The organism is Burkholderia sp. WP9 (assembly GCF_900104795.1).
Taxonomy (GTDB): domain Bacteria; phylum Pseudomonadota; class Gammaproteobacteria; order Burkholderiales; family Burkholderiaceae; genus Paraburkholderia.
This window is the reverse complement of the sequence record NZ_FNTG01000002.1, coordinates 1,022,828-1,043,948: the sequence shown is the minus strand read 5'-3', so window position 1 is coordinate 1,043,948 and position 21,121 is coordinate 1,022,828. Positions and strand designations below refer to the sequence as shown.

21 protein-coding genes are annotated in these 21,121 nt (G+C 61.5%); 19 read left to right on the top strand and 2 right to left on the bottom strand.

Going from position 1 to position 21,121, the window contains the following annotated elements:
* Nucleotides 1-33: 33 nt before the first annotated feature.
* The 14 genes from BLW71_RS25935 (at nt 34) to BLW71_RS25870 (ending at nt 12,588) form a co-directional block, all read left to right on the top strand.
* The gene (locus BLW71_RS25935) at nt 34-453 is read left to right on the top strand and encodes a c-type cytochrome (protein ID WP_091803505.1); all 420 of its coding nucleotides are present in this window, start codon (nt 34-36) and stop codon (nt 451-453) included.
* 30 nt (nt 454-483) lie between these two features.
* Nucleotides 484-1,395 (top strand): substrate-binding domain-containing protein, encoded by a 912-nt coding sequence (locus tag BLW71_RS25930; RefSeq protein WP_091803502.1) that lies wholly within the window; start codon nt 484-486, stop codon nt 1,393-1,395.
* Nucleotides 1,396-1,406: 11 nt separating this feature from the next.
* Complete coding sequence (locus BLW71_RS25925) at nt 1,407-2,156, top strand: hypothetical protein (protein ID WP_408482406.1); 750 nt, start codon at nt 1,407-1,409, stop codon at nt 2,154-2,156.
* Nucleotides 2,157-2,171: 15 nt separating this feature from the next.
* Nucleotides 2,172-3,134, top strand: a complete 963-nt coding sequence (locus tag BLW71_RS25920) for a LysR family transcriptional regulator (RefSeq protein WP_091803496.1) — start codon at nt 2,172-2,174, stop codon at nt 3,132-3,134.
* The gene (locus BLW71_RS25915) at nt 3,131-3,715 is read left to right on the top strand and encodes a DUF3280 domain-containing protein (RefSeq protein WP_286162104.1); all 585 of its coding nucleotides are present in this window, start codon (nt 3,131-3,133) and stop codon (nt 3,713-3,715) included. Before BLW71_RS25920 ends, BLW71_RS25915 begins: the two co-directional genes overlap by 4 nt.
* Before the next feature lie 210 nt (nt 3,716-3,925).
* Entirely contained in the window at nt 3,926-4,945 is a 1,020-nt protein-coding gene (locus BLW71_RS25910) for an AAA family ATPase (RefSeq protein ID WP_091803493.1), read from the top strand.
* 3 nt (nt 4,946-4,948) lie between these two features.
* A complete protein-coding gene (locus BLW71_RS25905; protein ID WP_091803490.1) occupies nt 4,949-5,812 on the top strand; it encodes a DUF58 domain-containing protein in 864 nt (287 codons plus the stop codon).
* Nucleotides 5,813-5,931: 119 nt separating this feature from the next.
* Complete coding sequence (locus BLW71_RS25900; protein WP_286162103.1) at nt 5,932-6,768, top strand: calcium incorporation protein MxaA; 837 nt, start codon at nt 5,932-5,934, stop codon at nt 6,766-6,768.
* Nucleotides 6,765-7,751: a vWA domain-containing protein gene (locus BLW71_RS25895; protein WP_091803484.1), complete on the top strand. Its 987-nt coding sequence runs from the start codon at nt 6,765-6,767 to the stop codon at nt 7,749-7,751. Before BLW71_RS25900 ends, BLW71_RS25895 begins: the two co-directional genes overlap by 4 nt.
* On the top strand, nt 7,748-8,332 hold the full coding sequence (locus tag BLW71_RS25890; RefSeq protein WP_091803481.1) for an MxaK protein: 585 nt from the start codon (nt 7,748-7,750) through the stop codon (nt 8,330-8,332). Before BLW71_RS25895 ends, BLW71_RS25890 begins: the two co-directional genes overlap by 4 nt.
* Nucleotides 8,329-9,282, top strand: coding sequence for a vWA domain-containing protein (locus BLW71_RS25885; protein ID WP_091803479.1), 954 nt, complete (start codon nt 8,329-8,331; stop codon nt 9,280-9,282). Before BLW71_RS25890 ends, BLW71_RS25885 begins: the two co-directional genes overlap by 4 nt.
* Nucleotides 9,283-9,553: 271 nt before the next feature.
* A complete protein-coding gene (locus BLW71_RS25880; RefSeq protein ID WP_091803476.1) occupies nt 9,554-11,287 on the top strand; it encodes a pyrroloquinoline quinone-dependent dehydrogenase in 1,734 nt (577 codons plus the stop codon).
* A 2-nt stretch (nt 11,288-11,289) separates the two neighbouring features.
* The gene (locus BLW71_RS25875; RefSeq protein ID WP_091808878.1) at nt 11,290-11,910 is read left to right on the top strand and encodes a c-type cytochrome; all 621 of its coding nucleotides are present in this window, start codon (nt 11,290-11,292) and stop codon (nt 11,908-11,910) included.
* A gap of 15 nt (nt 11,911-11,925) precedes the next feature.
* On the top strand, nt 11,926-12,588 hold the full coding sequence (locus BLW71_RS25870; RefSeq protein ID WP_091803474.1) for an ankyrin repeat domain-containing protein: 663 nt from the start codon (nt 11,926-11,928) through the stop codon (nt 12,586-12,588).
* A 102-nt stretch (nt 12,589-12,690) separates the two neighbouring features.
* Here the strand turns inward: BLW71_RS25870 and BLW71_RS25865 are convergent, their stop codons facing one another.
* Nucleotides 12,691-12,957: a hypothetical protein gene (locus BLW71_RS25865; protein ID WP_091803471.1), complete on the bottom strand. Its 267-nt coding sequence runs from the start codon at nt 12,955-12,957 to the stop codon at nt 12,691-12,693.
* A gap of 383 nt (nt 12,958-13,340) precedes the next feature.
* Nucleotides 13,341-14,318, bottom strand: coding sequence for an IS5 family transposase (locus BLW71_RS25860; protein ID WP_091796501.1), 978 nt, complete (start codon nt 14,316-14,318; stop codon nt 13,341-13,343).
* 182 nt (nt 14,319-14,500) lie between these two features.
* Here BLW71_RS25860 and BLW71_RS25855 point away from each other — a divergent pair, with 182 nt between their 5' ends.
* The 5 genes from BLW71_RS25855 (at nt 14,501) to BLW71_RS25835 (ending at nt 21,034) form a co-directional block, all read left to right on the top strand.
* On the top strand, nt 14,501-16,543 hold the full coding sequence (locus BLW71_RS25855) for a TonB-dependent receptor plug domain-containing protein (RefSeq protein WP_091803468.1): 2,043 nt from the start codon (nt 14,501-14,503) through the stop codon (nt 16,541-16,543).
* 1 nt (nt 16,544) lies between these two features.
* On the top strand, nt 16,545-17,075 hold the full coding sequence (locus BLW71_RS25850; RefSeq protein ID WP_177205119.1) for a YfiR family protein: 531 nt from the start codon (nt 16,545-16,547) through the stop codon (nt 17,073-17,075).
* On the top strand, nt 17,072-18,994 hold the full coding sequence (locus BLW71_RS25845) for a putative bifunctional diguanylate cyclase/phosphodiesterase (protein ID WP_091803462.1): 1,923 nt from the start codon (nt 17,072-17,074) through the stop codon (nt 18,992-18,994). Before BLW71_RS25850 ends, BLW71_RS25845 begins: the two co-directional genes overlap by 4 nt.
* Nucleotides 18,995-19,210: 216 nt before the next feature.
* Nucleotides 19,211-19,489, top strand: a complete 279-nt coding sequence (locus tag BLW71_RS25840; RefSeq protein WP_091808875.1) for a hypothetical protein — start codon at nt 19,211-19,213, stop codon at nt 19,487-19,489.
* 339 nt (nt 19,490-19,828) lie between these two features.
* Nucleotides 19,829-21,034 carry a trypsin-like serine peptidase gene (locus tag BLW71_RS25835; protein ID WP_143048398.1) on the top strand — a complete coding sequence of 402 codons (1,206 nt, stop codon included), beginning with the start codon at nt 19,829-19,831 and terminating at the stop codon, nt 21,032-21,034.
* Nucleotides 21,035-21,121: the final 87 nt, after the last annotated feature.

The window sequence follows — 21,121 nt, the reverse complement described above, 5'->3', positions numbered from 1 at the left end:
GGCGCGGCCCCACTTTGAAGGAGACATGTGCATATGAAAGGCCGATCAATCTTGTTGCGGGCGGCTCTGCCCGCCTTTTTCATCGTACTGCCCGCTGCGTTCGCCCAGACCAATCCCGCGATTGCCCAGGTGGCGTACAAGGTGGTCGATGGCAGCAAGGTCGACAGCAATACGCTGCAAGGATGGAAGACCTGGCGCGCGCTGGCTTGCGAACGCTGTCACGGCGCGCAGCAGCAGGGCATGGTCGGACCGTCGCTGGTCGAAGCGTTCAAGACGCTGGACAAAACGGAGTTTCACCGCACCGTATTCGGCGGCCGGGTCGACAAGGGCATGCCCGACTTCAGTTCGAGCCAGATGATGCAGAAGAACTGGGAGAACCTTTACGCCTATCTGAAAGGGCGCTCCGACGGCCAGATCAAGCCCGGCGATCTGCAGGCCATCGACGCGAAATAGCGCCCGCGTCTCTACTTCAGGAGGTTATCGATGCGTCATGGCAAACGAATGCCCACGCACGTCGCGCTCGTCGCCGCCGCGCTGTGCTACGCGGTGATTGCAGGCGGCGCGGTGCGTGCCGAAGGCGAGGCAATGCCGAATAACGATGGCGCCGACGGCGTGCTGCGGGTCTGTGCGGACCCGAACAACATGCCTTTGTCCAACAACAAAGGCGAAGGTTACGAGAATCGGATTGCAAGCCAGATGGCGAGCGATTTCGGCTACAAGCTCGAGTACACCTATTTTCCGCAGCGCATGGGCTTCGTGCGTCACACGTTGCGCGAGAAGGTGCCCGAAACCGAGCGCTACAAGTGCGACCTGATCATCGGCGTGCCGAAAGGCTACGACATGACCTCCACGACGCAGCCCTACCTGCGTTCCACGTATGCGATGGTGTTTACCAAGCGGCCTGAACTCGCCGGCATCAACACGCCGGACGATCTGCTCAAGTTGCCGCCGGACCAGTTGCACAAACTGCGCTTCGGCATTTTTTCGCAGACGCCCGCGGTCGACTGGCTGCTCAGTCATGACCTGATCGATCAGGCGGTTTCGTATCAGGTGCAAAGCGGCGATCCGCAAGAATATCCCGGCCAGATGATCGAAAAGGATCTGCAGGCGGGCAATGTCGATGTGGTGTTCCTGTGGGGGCCGATTGCGGGTTACTTCGCCAAGCGTTCCGGCGATACGGTCAAGCTCGTGCCATTCCCCGCCACGCCGGGGATCCGCTTCGACTATACGATCTCGATGGGCGTGCGCTACGGCGAGAAAGCGTGGAAGGACAAGGTCGATCAATGGATCGGCGCGAACCACGACAAGATCGACAGCATCCTCACGAGCTATGAAGTACCGCTTCTGAAGCCCGTCGATACGCCGGCCGGCAAGCCCGCGGACGGGTCGCCATGAAGGGTGCGCGAATGCGGTTGCGCCGCGCGTGGCGGCATGTACTTACTGTGGGTGTCGCGTGCGTGGCGTGTGGGATGCATGCCGCGGCGTTTGCCGCGAACGCCGATGAAATCTCGGCCGCCGAGCGGCTCATCTTCACGACGGATCATTTGCAGGGCGTACAGCAGCAAACCGAGCTCGACTACACGTTCCTCAGCTCGAATCAACCGGCGCACAGCACGGACGTCGTCAAGGTGCTGGTGCTCAGCGCGGACAATGCCAAAGGCGATGCCCAGGTGTCCGATCACAGCGGAGCGGTGCCCTTGCCGAATGCCGGGTTGCAGTGCAATCCGGTGATCATCTATTTCCTCGAACGCGATATCACGGAGATGCAGAACCTGACCGGCGGGCAACGGCGCTACTTCCAGCAGCGTCTGCGGCTCGCGCTCGCCGCTGGGCCGAAGATCGAGACGGTGACCAGTCAGATCGGCGGCAAGACGGTCAAGGCTCGGCAGATCGTCGTGCAGCCGTATCTGGGAGACCCCAATGCTGAACGCTTCGCGCAATACACCGGCAAGCGCTATACGTTCCTGATCGCGGATTCGCTGCCCGGCCGGGTCGCGCTGATCCGCACCGACGTGCCCGGCGCGAACAACGATTTTGCACATCCGGTGCAGACCGAGACGCTCAGCTTCCAGGCGGCGTTGCAAAAACTGCCGTCGCCGCCGCACGCGCCGCATGCGCCGGTGAAGCCTTCCGACGCGCCTCGTGCGAGCCGTTAGCGAGGCCGCGCCAAGGTGAATTTCATCCGCTCGCTGACCTTGCGTCAGTTGCAGATCTTTGTGGTGGCGAGCCGGTACACGAGCTTCGCACGGGCCGCGGAGGAACTGCATCTGACTCAGCCGGCGGTGTCGATGCAGATTCATCAGCTCGAAGAGGCGGTGGGTCTGCGGCTGTTCGAACGCATTGCGCGCAAGCTCACGTTGACCGAAGCGGGTGAAATGCTCAGCCACCACGCGAGCCGCATTCTCGGCGAGATCAAGGATGCCGAAGACGCGATGACCTCGCTGAAGCAGGCCGATAGCGGCTCGATCGCGGTGGGTATAGTCAGTTCCGCGACATACTTCGCGCCGAAGCTGCTCGCCATGTATTCGCACCTGTATCCCAAGGTCGATGTGCACTTTTCCGTCGGCAATCGCGACGCGCTGCTACGCCTCTTGCAGGACAATGCGATCGACCTCGCCATCATGGGTCGGCCGCCGCCGGAACTCGACACCACGACCGAGCCGCTCGCGTGGCATCCGCAAGTGGTGATCGCGCCGCTCGACCATCCGTTATGCGGCGCGCGGCGCTTTGATCTGCAGGAACTGCGCGGCGATACGTTCCTGCTGCGCGAGCCCGGTTCGGGTACGCGCATGGCGGCCGAGGAAATGTTCAGGCAGCATCTCTTCACGCCCGCGAAGGTCGTCACGCTCGGCAGCAACGAAACGATCAAACAGGCGGTCATGGCCGGCATGGGGGTGAGTCTGATTTCCCTGCATACGCTGCTGCTGGAACTGCGTACCAAGGAAATTGCGTTGCTCGACGTGAACGGCACGCCGATCGAACGGACGTGGCAAGTCGTGCATTTGCGGGCCAAACAACTGTCGCCGACCTGCACGGTGTTCCGGCAGTTCCTGCTGGAGCAGGCCGCCGTTTATCTGGAGCGCGAGTATGCGCCATACACCACGTTGCCCGCGAAATCAGGAGTGGTGAGATGAGCATGACAGGACGTGGGGCGTTTGTGCGATACGTGCAGTACGTGCGATACGTGCGGACCCTCGGCGTGATCTGCGTGGCGCTCGCGTGCCCGCAGGCGTTCGGTGCGCCGACCTCGATCGCGGTCATGGATTGCGTGCTGATCGACGATAACGCGGCCTATAACGATGCCGCGACCAACCGCATCCAGCAAGCGCGTATCGAGATGGTCAGCGAGGCGCTGCGCGAGCAGTTGCGCGGCACCCAGCGCTATCGTGTCGCCGACAATGCGCCCGCCACCGGTCTGATCGCCGAACTCGGCGCGTCGCAAGATATGAACGCGTGCGCTGACTGTGCGCGGCAGGTGGGACGCAAACTCGGCGTCGAACAGGTCGGCCGGTGCTGGGTCCAGAAAGTCAGCAACCTGATTCTGAATATCAACCTGCATGTCGAAGATGTCGCGAGCGGCGCAACCGTCTTCCAGCGTTCGGTCGATATCCGCGGCAATACCGACGTATCCTGGCGCCGCGGCGCAGCGGCGCTGGCCGGACTGCTTGCCGGCAGTGCGGCGGCGGGTTCGGCAGCGAGCAGCATTTCACCGTGAGAGGGTCCGGGATTCTTCAGCGGCGGCACACTGTGTACTCGAATACGTGACACGTTGACATCGTTCCTCGCGCGGGCGCGCCTGCTGCGCCCGGCAGCGTACTGGCACAGAGTATGCGGCGACGTCCGCGCATAGCCATGAGAAGCACATTCATTTGGTGGGTTCATGACGAGCCCGCGCCTGAATTGTCTGCTATAGGGGATTGCATCGATGGGTGCTGGCGAATTGCTTCAGGACTGGCGCGTGCATGCGCTGCAGATCGAAGATGAAGTCTCGCGCGTCGTGATCGGCCAGCCGCAGATCATCCGTCTCATCACCGTCGCCCTGTTTGCCCGCGGTCATGTGCTCCTCGAAGGCGGAGTCGGTGTCGGCAAGACAACCGTATTGCGCGCGTTTGCGCGGGTGGTGGGCGGGGAGTTCGAGCGCGTGGAAGGCACCATCGATCTGATGCCGGGCGATCTCGTCTATCACACGTACGTCGACGCCGAGGGCAGGCCGCGCATCGACCCCGGTCCGCTGCTTCGACACGGCGAGGGGCTGAGCACGTTCTTTTTCAACGAGATCAATCGCGCGCGCCCGCAGGTTCAGTCGCTTCTGTTGCGCGCGATGGCGGAGCGTTCGGTGTGGGCGTTCGATCGCGAATTCCGCTTTCCGCATATGACGGTCTTCGCCGACCGCAACAAGGTCGAGAAGGAAGAGACCTTCGAGCTTGCATCGGCCGCGCGAGATCGCTTCCTGTTCGAGTTGGGCATGCCCACGCCGACCGAGCCCGACGTGCGGCGGGCGCTGGTATTCGATCCGACGTTCCATGACGTCGACATGCTGCTTGCGCGACTGCCGCCCGCGATCGTTCCATGGGAACAGTTGAACCAGGTCGGCGCGGTCATTCAGGAGAGTGTGCAGTCGAGCGAGACGATCGAGCGCTACGTTCTGGATATCTGGCAGGCAACGGAAACGCCACAGCGTTTCGGCATTGCGCTCGACGGTGTCGACATGGATCGCCTCATTCTGGCGGGCGCGAGCCCTCGCGGCATGAGCGCGCTGCTGCGCGCCGCGCGCGTGGTGGCGTGGCTGGCCGGCCGTACGCATCTGGTGCCGGAGGATATTCATGCGGTGCTGATGCCGGCGCTCGGGCATCGCGTGTTCTTCACGCCGATCTACGAACTGCGCCGCCAGGAGCTCGCCGAAGCGCTCACGGCGCAAATCATGAACAGGCTGGCCGTACCCTGAGCCATGAACGCGACCCCCGAATTTCACTACCGTTTGCCGATGCGCGCAGGCGGTTCTCGTCCCGGCTCGCATCCGGGATCGAGCTTCGGCGCCGGCCAGGAATTCGCAATGCACGGCCGCCTTTTCGACTACCCGGATCCGCGCCGCCTGGATCTGCGCGCCAGCGTGCGCGCCGCACGCTCCGAATGGCTGGTGCGGGTTCACCTGCAGCGCGCTGCGGTGCCGGTGCAGGTGATCGTCGATGTTTCCGCTTCCATGCACTTCGGCACGCGCCAGACGAAATTGCAGGTTGCCGCCGACTTTGTCGAGGCGTTGGGATACAGCGCGTTTCGCGTCGGCGATCAGCTGGGCATGCTCGCCTTCGATAACGCCGCGCGTGACGATCTATTCATGCCGGCGCGATACGGCCGGGGCGTCGGCAACCTGCTCGCGACGATGTTGCGTGACAGCACGAGCGACACAGCCGGAAGCGGCGGCATTGCCGGGCTGCAGCGCGCCGCTTCGACGCTGGCCGGGCGGCGCGCGCTGATCTTCCTTGTTTCGGATTTTCACTGGCCGCTCGCGGAATTGCCCGCCGTACTCGACCTGCTGGTTCATGCGTGTGTGGTGCCGATGGTGGTCTGGGATGCCGCTGAGATCGCACCACCGCACGGCGCGCCGCTGCTTGCGGTCCGTGACGCCGAGTCCGCCCGGCAGCGCACGCTATGGCTGCGTGGCAGCGTGCGCGCGCGTTGGCGCGAGGCTGTCGCGCGGCGGCGTGCTGAACTCGCGACGATGTTCGGCAAGCGTGGCATGCAGCCGTTTTACATCGAGAGTGCTTTTGATCCAGAGGCGATGTCGCGCTATTTTCTGGAGACGATCGCATGAGACTCGATGGGCGCTGCGCTGGCAGATCATATAGTTCGCTGCGCGGGACATCTGTAGCGAAGAGGTTTGTCTCTTCGCTAGCGTGGTTGTTGGTGGTGGTGTTGGCACCGATGCCGTTAATGAGCGTCGCCGCAGGGCCGGCCGTTGTGTCTCAGCCAACGGTTCAACAGCCGCGCGCATTCGGCCACCTGCTCGGCGATATCCTCACGCAACGCATTCTGCTGTCCGCCGGCGATCACGATGCGGGTTCGGTGGCGCCGCCTTCCGTCGGCCGCACTGACGAGTGGCTGGAACGGAGGGCCGCCCGGTTCGAAACCGATGCCGACGGCCGCCGCTGGATGGTAATCGACTACCAGATCGTCAACGTCGCGCCCACGCTCACCAGGATTGCTCTGCCGGCGTTGACATTGACCTCGGCGTCCGGCGCGACGCTGCAGGTCGCGGAGTGGCCGCTCAGCATCGGCCCGATGACACAGGTCGATGCCTTCGATGCCGGTGACCTGCAACTGATGCGGCCTGACCGGCAGGCTCCTGCGCTACCGACCGCGCCGCTGCGGCGGCAGGCGAGTTTCGCGCTTGGCCTGCTACTGCTGACGCTGCTGTCGTGGGCGGGTTGGTGGCGGTGGCGCAACTGGCGCGAGTCGGCGCGGTTGCCGTTTGCGCGCGCGTGGCGGCAGATGCGGCGGCTGAACCCGCCGAACGCGGACACGTCTGCCGATGCATGGCTCTGCCTGCACCGCGCACTGAATGAAACAGCGGGCCATGTCGTTCACGCGGGTTCTTTGCCCAGCCTGTTCGCGCGAGCGCCGTATTTGCAGCCGCTACGCACGCAACTCGAACAGTTCTATCAGCAATCGACCGAGCGTTTCTTCACGCCTGCACCGGCGCTCGCCCGTTATCCGCTACGAGGGCTGTGCCGCGCACTGTATCGCGCAGAGCAGCGCCATCAGCGATGAACACGGCATTCGATTTCGCCTATCCGTGGCTGCTTGTTCTCGTGCCGTTAGCCGCGCTGCCGTTGTTGCCGCGACGCGGCGACACGCTGGCCTTCTCCTGGGTCGCATGGCTTCCGGAGGATCGCGTCGGGCAATGGCTCGGCTTCGTCGTGCGGGGCAGTGCCGTGCTGGCGATGGCGGCGATTGTCGTTGGCCTCGCCGGCCCGGGACGCTCGCAACGACAAGTGCTGCGTACCGGCAGCGGAGCCCAGATCCTGATCCTGATGGACCGCAGTGCGAGCATGGACGAAACGATGAATAGCAAAGGCGTGGAGTCGCCGGCGGGTGAATCGAAAAACAAGGTGGCGCGCGCTTCGTTGACGAACTTCCTGGCTCAACGGCCCAACGACCGGCTTGCGTTCATGATGTTCGGCACGAGCTCGGTGCTGGCGATGCCGTTTACCTACGACTCCCGTGCGATCGAAGCCGCGATTGCAGGTACGGCGGTGGGTCGCGGCATGCCGGACACGCAACTCGACCATGGGTTGCTGGCGGCCATCGGCGAGTTCAATGGCTGGGCATCGTCGGGGCGCCGGGCGATCGTGCTCGTCTCGGACGGTGGTGCGAGACTCGACGCGGAAGTACGGCGCCTCATTCAGGATGGACTGATGCGCAACCAGATCGCGCTTTACTTTATCTACTTGCGCAGCGGCACCTACAGTCCCGATCTGAACGCTGCGGTTCCCGCGAGTGAGTCTTCGGCCGAAGCCGAGTTGCATCGCTTCTTCCTCTCGCTGAAGACCCCGTACCGGCTTTTTCAGGCCGGCGATGCGCGAGCGATGAAGGACGCGATGGCCGAGATCAATCGCCAGCAAAACGCGCGGACTTCGTTTGTCGAGCATTTGCCACGGCAGGATCTCAGCCCGTATTGTTTCGCGCTCGCGCTGGCCGGTTGTGCGCTGTTGCTGGCTTTGCGGCTGCTTCAGGTGCGGGCCTGGTCATGAAGCGCGCGTCGATTCATCTCATCTTCGCGGCCGTCGCGCTGTGTTGCGCCGGTGTCGCGGCGTATGACGGGGTTCGCCTGCGGCACGCGCAGCACGTCAATGAGGCCGTCGCGGCAGTCGCGGCTGAAACAGCCAAAACAGCCGGCAAAGCGGCCGCGACAGGCGCTCCGCGCGACGAACAGGGTCGACGCGAGGACGGCCAGGTTCGACTCGCGCGCGCCATCGCGTTGTCGAACGCGGGTGCCTACGACAGGGCAGGTCCGCTCTTCGAAAACCTGATCCGCGACGCGCAATCTGGCGACGTAGGGCGCGCGGCACTGTTCGATCTTGGCAACATGTACCTGCGTGAGAGCATGGGCGACAGCCGGTCCGGCACGATTCGCTCGGCCGCCATGATCGAGGAGGCCAAGGCGCGCTACCGGACTTTGCTGCGTGCCGCGCCGGACGATTGGGATGCGCGCTATAACCTCGAACGGGCGCTATGGCTCGCGCCTGAAACGCACTCCACGGCGGAATCGCCGGAGGTCAAGTCGCAGCACAACGTCAAGGTGAGCGATCCGCAGAGCAAGGATCTGCCATGAGATTCGGCGCGCCGAAGCGCGGGCTTTCCGGACGGCGGCACTGGACGACGCCCGTGGCGCTCGTGTTGCTGATCGCCGCGGTCGCCATGCCTCGCGTGATACTGCCGCGCAATACGTTCAGCTACATCGTCACCTTCGACATTACGCAGAGCATGGATGTCGAGGACATCGCACTGAATGGCGCACCGGTGAGCCGCCTGGCGTTCGCGCGGGCTGCGGCGCGCGACGCGCTGGGGCGATTGCCATGCGGGTCGAAGCTTGGGTGGAGTGTGTTCACCGGTCAGCGGACGTTGCTGTTGCTGCCGCCCGTCGAAGTCTGCAGCAACTACGATGCGTTGCTGTCCTCGCTCGACAGGATCGACTGGCGAATGCGCTGGACCAACTGGAGCCGCATTGCCGAGGGCGGCGTCTATTCCGCGGTTCGCGTGGCGCAGGATATCGGTCATGGCGCGGCTGTCGTGTTCGTCACCGATGGACAGGAGGCGCCGCCAATCCTGCCTTCGGATGCGCCGGCGCGGGACATCAACCCCGCTCAGATCAAGGGCTGGCTGATCGGCGTTGGTGGCGATCAGGCCGCGCCCATTCCGCGCACCGATTCCGACGGTCGGCGTGACGGCTACTGGCAGGCAGAGGACGTGATCCAGGTGCCTACGCGGCCGGGATCCGAAACGCGGGCGGAAAGCCACGAGGAGCTGTCCGAATTGCACGGGCATTACCTTGCCGCCGTGGCCGAACAGATCGGCTTCGGATATCGCCGCCTGTCGAGCACTGCGTCCTTGAGCGAGGCCCTGCTCGATGCGCGATTCGCTCACCGCGAACCGGTGCCGACGGATTTGCGCTGGTGTCCCGCGCTGCTTGCGCTGCTGTTGCTCGCCTGGCGATTCGCACCGGAGTTTCACTCGGCCACGCGTCCCGTGAGCGCCGGACGTGCGAACTCGTCATACGGGTAAGTCCGCTCTGCTCAATACCTGTCGAGGGTCTGGAAAATTTGGAGCGTATCGCCTACGCTTAAGCGAGCCGGCCTTTTGGGGCGAGGGCATGACCTTCGCCCGTCTGTGCGCAGCCGACCCATTCTGACAAAGCAATCAACGGTTCTAAATCGTACGCTTTTGTTGTTTGAGAGGGTTGTGCCATCCTGCTTTTCTACGCCATTGCTGGCGTGGATGAATGCCGCACTCCAGCGCTGAAATTCTTGAACAATAAAAAGCCAAGGAGACGCTCATGCCATTCGTTCGCATTCCAGATGCTATTGGTCTTTCCCTGCTCGCCATTGCATTCGGCCTACCTTCTGCTTTTGCCGCCGACGAAGTTCAGAACACTTCGACTACGACGAGCTCACCCGTGCCGTCGACGCTGCAGCCCGTGAGTCAGGATCAACTCGACAAGGCGGCCACCACGTCGAACGACTGGTTGCTTTCGAACGGTTCCTACGCGCAGACGCGCTACTACCGCGGCGCACAAATCAACAAGACGAACGTGGCGAAACTCAGACCGGCTTTCATCTTCCAGACAGCCGTCAACGAGTCGATGGAAACGGCGCCGATCGTATCGAATGGTGTGATGTTCATTACCACCTCGTTTAACCACGTGTATGCGGTCGACGCGGTCACGGGCAAGGAGTTCTGGCATTACAAGCACAAGATGGGCTCGGTCACGACGTTTTGTTGCGGGCCCAACAATCGCGGCGTGGCCATAGCCGGCGACCGGCTCTTCATGGGCACGCTCGATGCGAAACTCGTCGCGCTCGACGCGAAAACCGGCAACGTGCTGTGGCAAACGCAAATTGCCGATCCCGATCAGGGCTACTCGGAAACGATGGCGCCGACGGTCGTCGACGGCAAGGTGCTGATTGGCACGAACGGCGGCGAATATGGCATTCGCGGGTTCCTCAAAGCGTTCGATGCAAACTCCGGTCAATTGCTGTGGACGTTCTATACGATTCCGGAAACCGGGCAGGAAGGCGTGTGGGCCACGAAAGATGCGACTGGCCGCGACGAGAAACGCGATATCGACGCGGAGAAAAAACAGCTCGCCGCGAAGGGGGGCGATTTCTACAAAACGCTCGGCGGCGGTGTGTGGATGGCGCCCGCCGTCGATCGGCAAACGCATACGGTGTTCTTCGTGGTGGGCAATCCCTCGCCGGACCTGTATGGCGCAATCCGCCCGGGAGACAACCTCTATACGGATTCACTCGTCGCGATCGATCTGGACAGCGGCAAGTACAAATGGCACTACCAGTATGTGCCGCATGACGTGTGGGATCTCGACGCCGTGAGCCCGCCGATGCTGATCGACGTGCGCGACACCAACGGCAAGATGATTCCGGGCGTGGTGCACGGCGGCAAGACCGGCCACGTGTACGTTCACGATCGCGCCACCGGGCGGCTGATCCGCTATTCGCAGGCGATGATTCCCCAGGAGAACATGTGGACGTTGCCGACAGCCGCGGGCGCGCGGATGCTGCCCGGCGCGAACGGCGGAGTCGAGTGGTCGCCAATGGCGTTCGATCCGCAAACGCGCCTCGTGTATGCGGCCAATCTGCATCAACCGATGACGTATCAGGTCGAGGACGCGGCCTATCCGGGTGGCAGCAAGCTTTGGCTGGGCGGCGCGTTCAAGACGATCGCGGCCGAACAGCAATGGGGCAAGCTCTCCGCGGTCAACGTCGATACGGGTAAGGTGGCGTGGGACTTCAAGACCGAACAACCGCTGATAGGCGGCGTGCTGGCGACGGCGGGCGGTCTCGTATTCAACGGCGAAGGCAACGGCCTGTTCCGCGCATTCGATTCCGCCACCGGCAAGAAGCTCTGGGAGTTCCAGTGCGGCGCAGGCGTCAATGCGCCCGCGGTGTCGTACATGGTGCACGGTAAGCAATACGTCGCGGTCGCGGCGGGCGGCAATACCCAGCTCGACTTCAAGCGCGGCAACACCGTGGTGGTTTTTGCGCTGCCATGACGATGCGCATGCCGATGCTACGGGAAACCCGGGGAGTGGTGCGCCGCTCATGGACGGCATGGCTGTGCGGCTGGTTCGCCGCCGCATGGCTGCCGTTGAACGCGCACGCCGACGCCGAGGCGGGCAAGGCAAAAGCGCAGGTGTGCGTGGCCTGTCATGGGCCTATGGGCAATTCGACGAATCCGGACTATCCGATTCTCGCGGGTCAGAGCGCGCGCTATCTCTATCTGCAACTCAAGGACTTCAAGGAAGGGCGGCGCAGCGACCCGCGCATGTCGCCGATGGCGGCGAACCTTTCGCGCGACGACATGCAGGATCTGGCCGACTACTTCGCCGCGCAAAAGCTGGTGTCCGTTCCATTCAAGGCGGATAGCGCCAGCATCGAAGCCGGAAAGAATAAAGCTGCAGAGGTGTTATGCACGATGTGCCACCTGGGCGGCTTTTCTGGTCAGAACGAGATTCCGCGCGTCTCGGGTCAACTGTATCCGTACATCGTCAAGCAAATGCAGGACTTCCGTTCGCATACGCGGACCAACGACGCCGGCAACATGGCCAGTGTGACCCGCAATCTGACAGACGACGACATTCGCAATCTCGCCGCATACATCAACAATCTCCAGTAGCAGGGAGGCGATGCCGTGAAACAAACTCTCATCCGTACCACTGCTGTTGTCGTGTTGCTTGCGGGCGCATTCGGCGCATGCATGCCCGCGCATGCGCAAGGCGACGGAGAAACAAACAGGCAACTGCTTGCAGCCGCGAAAGACGGAGACGAGCCGTCGGCTCTCGCGGCGCTTCAGCGCGGGGCCGCAGTGGATGCCATGAACCGCATCGGCGACACTGCGCTAATTACCGCGTGCAAAAAAGGCGACGTGGGAACGGCGCGCATGCTGATCGAACATGGCGCGAACGTTCAGCACGCCAGCGCGCCGGGCGTCACACCGTTGATGGCCGCGGCGTACGGCGGCTTTGATGAAATCGTCGCGCTGCTGCTGGCGCACGGCGCCGATCCTCTTGCCACGGATCGCATCGGCAAGACTGCGATGGAGTATGCGGCCGGCCAGGGACAGTCGAAAGTGGTGAGTCAACTGCTCGATGCCGGGGTCGACGTGAATCGTCCTTATAAGAACGACCTCACTGCGCTGATGTGGGCGGCGGGATACGATCGCGCGGATACCGTCCGGCTGCTGATCGCACGCGGCGCGAATCGGGCGCTCAAGGATAATCGGGGATTGACGGCGAAGGATATCGCGGTGCAGACGAAGTCGGACCAGGTGGCTCGTCTGTTATCTGCCGGATAGTGCGGGAATGAGTCCGGCATGCGCGGACGCACATGCGTCGAGAAGAGTGAGCGCCTTGACGCTGAAGTTAGGCGGCGCTCATCGTTCGAACTAAGCGCTCGCTCACCGAATACGGAGCTTGAATTCAAGCACGGCCAACGAAGCGTCGGGCTGACCTTGCCGTTGCAGATCTTCTGCAAGAAGCTTTTGAAACAAGGCTAATTCTCGATCTCCATATAGTTCGACGAATTCGGCGAATACTTCGGTAATGGCATTGCTGCGTGTCGCCGGCGTCAGCGTACTGCCGATGTATGAGCGCCCTCTTGCAAGCTCGAGCGCATACGCAGAGCGAGCATTCCCGACGGCCGCGCTAATTTTTCCCCTTGCCATCTAATCTCTCTTTTTTTGTGGGCCGACCGCAGGCCTTTTTAGGTCCGTTCATGCGAACCGGGAAAACGGTCTACCTCGAATTTAAGGGGAAATGCTGAAGGAAATCTTAAGGGAGCGGGATAGAGCAGACATGACGTGCCCCCTCTAAAACCGGAGGCCAGAAATCAGGGTGCACATTTTTCTTCGTCAGCGAATTCACGCGCGAAGAAGTTACCGATCGGATATCGGCATCAGTATCAACCCTTAGGGCTACGCTGAAGAAGCCACCGTTTTCGCCGACAGCTTGATGCTGAATTCCGGAATGTGAGATCAGCGATGCGACCGGTTCGATTTCCCGGCCCTGAAGGGCCTGGCAAGCGGGGCTCTCGACCCATTTCGGCTGCTTATGGACGCACCTGTGCCATCAGCCGCGCGCGGCTCATGTAGATGTTGGCCAGCGCGAGTGCAGTAAAGGCACGCGTGGCGTTCTTCGCGAGGCCGCGATAGCGCACCTTGCCGAAGCCCCACAGCCGCTTGACCACCGCAAAGACGTGTTCGACCCGGGCACGAATCTTCGACTTGTTGCGGTTTTTCGAGCGCCTGGTTTCATCGACTTCACCACTGCGATTGCGCACACGCTGGTTGGTGAAGTCCTTCGCTTTCGGCGCCTTGCTGGCGATGAGTTCCTTCTGGCTCGCATAGGCGCTGTCGCCGTACACACGCCGCTCGTCGCCGTGCAGTAGCGCCGGCAGCGGATGCTTGTCATGCACGTTTGCCGCCGTCACTACCGCGCTGTGTGCCAGTCCCGTCTGGCTATCCACACCGATGTGCAGCTTCATGCCGAAGTACCACTGCTGGCCCTTCCTCGTCTGATGCATTTCGGGGTCTCGTGCCTTGTCCGCATTCTTCGTGGAACTGGGCGCACCGATGATGGTGGCATCCACGATCGTGCCGGTGCCAACCTTCAGCCCATGCCCTTGCAGTACTTCGCCGACCTTGGAGAACAACTGCTCGCCGAGCTTGTTGCGCTCCAGCAGCCGGCGAAACTTCAACAGCGTCGTGCCATCGGGAACCCGCTCGCGCCCCAGGTCAATCCCGACGAATCGCCGCAATGCGGTGCTGTCCAGCAGCGCCTCCTCGCACGCCTCATCCGCCAGGTTGAACCAGTGCTGCACAAAGTGCATGCGCAGCATGCGCTCCAGACCCACTGGCGGGCGACCGCCTTGACCCTTCGGATAGTACGGCTCGACAACCTCGCACAATTGCGCCCACGGCACGATCTGCTCCATCGTCTCAAGGAACACATCGCGTTTGGTTGGCCGACGGTACTGTTCAAATCCGGCGCCTTGATCGGCCGCCATCGCAAGGGTCTGTTGTTTCATGCACATCTAACGATTGAACGCCCAATGCCGTTGACCTTTTTCAGCGTAGCCTTAGCGCTTGTCATAACGGGCCCACGGCTGAACGCGGCGCTTTGCGCCCGATTCAAGTTTGCGCCGGAAAAGCCGATAAGAAGCTGGATGAATGCACCATTTCATGCGCTACGTTAGTAAGTATTACTCCCATGTCCGATTTGCGTAACTTTGCGCGCGGTGTTAAGTGCACGTTGCGCCTCACCTTGCTAGCCGCAGCGTCTGCTGTTATTCCGGCACACAACGCTCGAGCGGCCGCGCAGGCGAACCCGGAGCTATCCTCTAGCGAGCATGCGCCGGGTGATCTGACCGCGATACCGCTGGAAGCGTTGATGCAGGTCACGGTGAGTAGCGCCAGCCGGCTTGCCCAGCCGATATCCGACGCACCGGCCGCGGTCTTCATTCTGACGGCCGCCGATATCCGCGATTTCGGATGGAAGACCCTCGCGGATGCGCTCGCGTCGCTTCCCGGACTCTACACAACCTACGACCGGACCTATTCGTATCTCGGCGCACGGGGCTTTCAGCGCCCGGGCGACTACAACAGCCGGTTTTTGCTGCTGATCGACGGAGTACGAACCAACGACTCGGTATTCGACCAGGCTGCCATTGGCACCGATTTTCCGGTAGACCTGGATCTTGTCGAGCGTATTGAGTATGTGCCGGGTCCAGGATCGGCTGTGTACGGTTCGAACGCGCTATTTGGCGTCGTGAACGTGATTACAAAGACCGGCGAAAGTCTCCGCGGTGCTCAGGTCGCAGTCGCAGCAGGGAGTTTTGGCGAGAAGCAGGCGCGCGCATCCTACGGCTGGCATGGCACGAATGGCGCGGACGTACTGCTGTCGGCGAGTTCTTTTGTCAGCAACGGGCAGAGCCTGTTTTATCCGGAGTTCGATACGCCCGACCAGAACAATGGCGTGGCACAAGGACTCGACTACGATCGCAGTCAGAAGTTGCTCGCCAAGTTCACGTACGGCGAGTTCGGCCTTAGCATGGGCTATGGCAACCGGACGAAGGGCGTCCCCACCGCGCCGTATGGCGCGATATTCAACGCGCCGTTCAGCACGACCGATACGCATAGTTTTATCGACGGCACTTTTCAGCACACAATCGCGGAAGGCATACAACTGGCGTCGAGCGCGTACTGGGGACGTTACGACTATCGCAGTCCGAGTCTTTATGCGCCAGGGCCGGTGGAGAACGTCGATGGCGACCACGCGCTCTGGTACGGCGTCGACGTTCACACCACGTTCACGTCCCTTCCGAAAAATAGAGTCGTGCTGGGTTTCGACTATACGCGCGACGCTCATCGCGATCAGTACAACTTCAACGTCGAACCCTACGAGAGTTTTCTCGACGACCGGCGCTCCGGTAACCGCACCGGAATCTACGGTGAAGACGAACTGCAATTGCCCGCGAATTTTTCGCTCAATGTCGGACTTCGTTACGACGTGGAGACAGCGGCAGGCGGCAACGTGAGTCCACGCGTGGCGCTCGCCTACAAGCCGACCAACAGCGACACAGTGAAACTGGTGTACGGTCGCGCCTATCGCGCGCCGAACGCCTATGAACTCTATTACGCTGTACCGGGGGTGGGTGGACAGTCCGCGAATCCTTCATTGAAGGCTGAGCACATCACGACCACCGAACTGATCTACCAGAGACAGTTTGGCGCGACGGGTCGCGCGACACTTTCTCTGTTCCATTACGACATTCGCGACCTGATCTCGGAAACGACTTCGCCGGCCGGGCTGTACGTTTTCGAGAACCTCGACCGGGCGAAAGCGAACGGCGCTGAAATAAGCTATGAGCAACGATTCGGTGAAACCCGAGTCCGGGCCAGCTATTCGTGGCAGATCGCCCGAGACGGCGCCACCGGAGACATTCTGCAAAATTCACCGCGGCATCTCGCGAAACTCAATCTGGTACTGCCGCTCTTTGGCAATGCGGCGCGGCTCGCCACCGAACTGCGCTGTGTATCAAGCCGACTCGCCGAAAGTGGCCACGCAGCAGGGTACTGCCTGGGCAATCTGTCCGTCGGCTCGACGCGCCTGATCCAGCATGCCGACGTGTCGTTCTCGGTGTACAACGTAGCCAACACACAGTATGCGGATCCGGCGGGCCCCGGCTATACGCAGGAGGTCATTGCGCAGCAAAGCCGCACCTTCCTCGTCAAAATGGTGTACGGATTCTAGTATGCGGTTCAATCGCACACTCCGCACATTCACCGTGTTGGGCTCGTTAGTCCTCGCGGTCATTGCCGGGCCGTCGAACGCACAGGTTGACGAAGCGATGCTGAGCGCAGCATACATCTACAACTTTACCCAGTTCACCACCTGGCCGGCAGGAGGGCTCTCCGATTCGAAGCTGGTCGTCTGCGCGAACGGTGAGAGCGCGCTGGGAATAGCGCTCGCGAACCTTAACGGAAAGATCGTGAGCGGACGCGCGTGGACTTTCGGCTCGCTGAGCCACGGTGATGGTCCGTCAGGATGCAACGTCGTTCTCGTCGAAGAAGGTAAGCCATTGTCGAAGCAAACGAGAGAAGTGCTCAACTCCGACAGGCCCGTACTCGTCATCACCAATTCCACGCTGGATACACAGGACACGGTGATTCGCCTGGTCACGGACGGAAACCATTTGCGTTTCGATATCAACAACCGCGAGGCGGCTCGGCGACATCTTTCGCTCAGCTCGAAGCTGCTTCAACTGGCAAGGACTGTCCTATGAGCTTGATCGAACGGAACAAGCCAAGTTTGTCGCGCGCGTTGGGACGGGTCAACATCATCGGAGTGGCGGTCGCTCTGGTGATTTCGAGCGTTGTCCTGCTCGTCTACGAGGCGGTTTCGCTTCGAGGCGCGCTTGCGGACAACGCCCGGCTTCAGGCCGCAATGGTCGCGGAAAATATGTCGGCGCCACTGATCTTCCGCGACAGCGAGGTGGCGAGCGAAGTGTTGGCGCACCTCGGCAAGCTCCCCTATATCGAAAGCGTTGCAGTCTTCGATGCGAAGGGCGGTCGCTTTGCCCGCTTCGTTCAGCGAGGGCTATCGGAATTTGAACAGAACGAAGGCACGGAGGCCGCGGCGCAGACACAAGTGCGCCTTTCTTTCAAGGACGTGATCGTCGCCGCACCCGTGGTTCAGGGTGGCGTGCGGGTCGGCACGGTGGTCCTCGTTGCGACGACCGACGGAATGAAGGCGGAATTCACGCGCTATGCCTGCTTCCTGTTTCTAGCGTCGGCGTGTGCGCTGTGGATAGCGTCGTTCGTCATGTCGCGTACCAGAGCGCGCGTCATCGAGGCGGAACGACAATTGGAATACTTCGCTCTGACCGACCCGCTGACTGATCTGCCCAACCGTCGCGCTTTCTATGACGAACTGGCTGGCTGTCTGCGTCCGGCTGCGGGTGTTTCCCCGCAGGTGACACTTGTCCTGATCGATCTCGACGATTTCAAAAAGATCAACGATACGCTCGGACACGGTGCCGGGGACGAACTACTGCGCGCGGTAGCGCACACCCTGCGGGGCACCGTTCAGCAACGAGATGTCGTGAGCCGTATCGGCGGCGACGAATTCGCGGTGTTGGCAACTTCGGATACCGACCGGATCCAAAGCCGAAGGACCGCGGAGAAGATCGTGCGCAGCCTTGGGCGGTCGTTCGAACTTGAAGGGACGATGGTGCCCGTCACCGTGAGCGTGGGCTTTTCGCGGTATCCGGATGACGCCGGCGATATTGCGTCCCTCGTGAGTAGCGCGGATATTGCGCTCTATGCGGCCAAAGGCGGTGGTAAAAATCTTGCGGTCGAGTTCCGGCCGAAAATGACGTCAGAGGCTCAGCGGCGTGCGTCGCTGGAGCGCGATCTGCGCGAAGCGGTCGAGCGCGATGGGCTGGACATTGCCTATCAGCCGCAATTCGATTGTCGCACCGGGCGGTTAGTCGGCGTGGAAGCGCTTGCTCGTTGGGATCACCCTTCACAAGGGGCTATTTCTCCCGCCGAATTCGTGCAGATTGCGGAGAGTAGCGACTTGATTCTGTCACTCGGCCGATGGATTCTGAACCGCGCCTGTCAGGATGCCGTGCGGTGGAATCACGATGCCGCGACTTCTGTTAGCGTCTCGGTGAATGTATCGGCGCGACAGCTCCGGCATCAAACTTTCGGTGCCGACGTGCTTGCAACACTGCAGGAGACCAGTTTGCGACCGGAGTTGCTTGAACTTGAGCTGACCGAGAGCCTGTTGATGGAGAACGTCACGGTGGCGGCGGAGGTGATGAGAACGCTGCGTGCGCGAGGTGTGCGCCTGTCGATCGACGACTTTGGCACGGGCTATTCGTCTCTATCGTACCTGCAGACGTTTCCGCTCAATCAACTGAAAATCGATCGCAGCTTTGTGAAGGCGTTACCGTATTCGGGGCAGCCAATTGTTACAGCCATCATTTCGATGGCGCACAGTTTTGGTCTCACTGTCGTCGCGGAAGGGGTTGAATATCCGGCGCAACTGGCGTGGCTATGCGATGGCGGGTGCGACTTCGTTCAGGGTTATCTGACGGGTCGGCCAATGACATTTACCGCATTGATAAAGGCATTGGAGGAAGAGCGCGAGCATTTCCTCGCCGCCGAGCGCACTGAGTCGGCTGGACCCGTCTCATAGAACCATGTAACTTCACGTTGCGACTCTCAGGCTTAGTCCTGACGCACCGTCAGTATCTTTGATGTACAGGAGAAGGAGTTAGGGCTTGCAAAACGATTCGATACGAATTGGCGTTAGTCGCGCCAAAGTACCGAATCGCGCTGCTTGCGATCTTGAACAGTGGCCGCGAGCGATGCGGCTGACACGCGGCGCGAGCGTCGCGGAATCGGGGGTGAGATGAAAAGTTTTTTCGTTGGCGCAGCGCTGGTGAGTATGGGCATCACCGCTTCGGGATTTGCGCATGCGACGGATATTGGCGTCGGCATTAACATCGGTACGCCACCTGTCGTGGTCGCGCCGGCCCCGGTCGTCGTCGTGTCGCCTGGATGGCACGGCGACCGCTATTGGGACGGCCACCGCTATTGGGATCGCGACGAATGGGAGGAACACCACCATCATCACGGACATAAGGACGGTCACTGCCCGCCCGGACACGCAAAGAAGGGCGAATGCTGAACCGCGCAACCATCCATGTCTCTGGAGTTCCGCCAGAGACATGGATGTGCATGAACAAAGTGTAGATTCGCTCGCGTCGCGTCTACCATTATCGGCGGCAGGCACGGTACGTTGGCGTACGGCCTGCCGTCGTGCTTTTTGGTTCGTCACGGGTTGCATGCACGCGCGCGCCTTCGAATGGCGCGTGAATGGATGAGCGGCTAGGGAGCAGGGCCCGAAAAGACCGGAATTCCCGGCTTTACCTTCCGTACTTGAAACGCAAGCGTACGGTTCGTTCTAGATACAGAGAAGACTTTCCCCGGTCGCCCGGAGAAGCACAGGGCGCGGCGGGACAATTGAGTGGAAGGCACCCGTCACGCCGAGCTGCTGACGTGTGATGGAAACGATACGCAATGGTCTCTTTGCTTCAGCCCCCTCGACTATTTCAGGAGAGTCGTGATGCCCTATCATGCGAACCGTCTGCGGCCGTTGACCCGTGCGGAACTGGAAGTCCTCAGCCCTCTCAAGGCAACCAGAGAAAACCTGCGTGTGACCGCGAAATCCATCTGGTCTACTACCTACGTAACTGTCCCCCCCGGCGTGGAGCTAGCGCCAAAAGTGAAAAGCGAGCGAGTTGATGTGCGCCCCGATGGTCAGAGCCTATGGAAAATCGGCATCGAGATGAGCGCCGGTTCGACGCCCGGACTGCCCATGGGCTGTACGGTCCAGAGGCACGAAAAGACCGATACGATGGGACAGATTTCCGGCCACCCGTCGTTCCGGCCGGAATGGATGGACGTTCGATTCATTCCCAAAACCGGCATTCGCCGTCCGCAGCCGCAGATGCGAGACGGAAAAGGGCGCAAGGTCAAACCGCTCACAGTCTTTCCCGGCGATGCACGCCAGGTTCTGTTCGATACAAGCTGGCCATGGCTACTGACGGGAAAGATCGTTACGAGCGACGGCACATCCGGTTCGGGCGTGCTGATCGGCGATCGCCTCGTTCTGACAGCACGCCACGTCATGCCTTGGAATAGCATCGGAACCGGCAACTGGTGGATGAAATTCACGCCGTACTATTTTGACGGTACGGAGCCATTCGGGTCGTCTTACGTCAGCGACGCCCGCCACTATGGGACCGACGACACGGACTTCAACCTGTCGCACGACTATGCGGTATTACGGCTATATGAGCCCTTGGGCAACCGGTTAGGCTATATCGGCACGACGAGTTTCGACGACGGCTGGAGAGGGCTGAACGTATGGGAGAACGTGGGTTACCCATTCGATGTCGCAGGCGGGGAGCGACCCGCGGTGCAAAGCTGGCAATCCTTCGAAGACGACTACGAAGACGACGACGGACAGACATTGGAAACGGAGGCGAGCCTGAACCACGGCAACTCCGGTGGCCCGTTCTTCGCATGGTTCGAAAACGGCAGTCAGGTTCGCGCGTGCGGCGTGGTATCGAGCGAAGTGAGTTTCGACGGCGACGCGGACAATTCGGTCAGCGGCGGAGACAATCTGGTCAACCTGGTCGACTGGGCGCGAGCGAATTGGCCGTTGTAGGGCGCTAATCGCGCGAGGCAATCCGGATCCGGGTGGCTCGGGGCAGTATGACGAGCGGCCACCCGTTTTCGATAGAACCGTATCAAT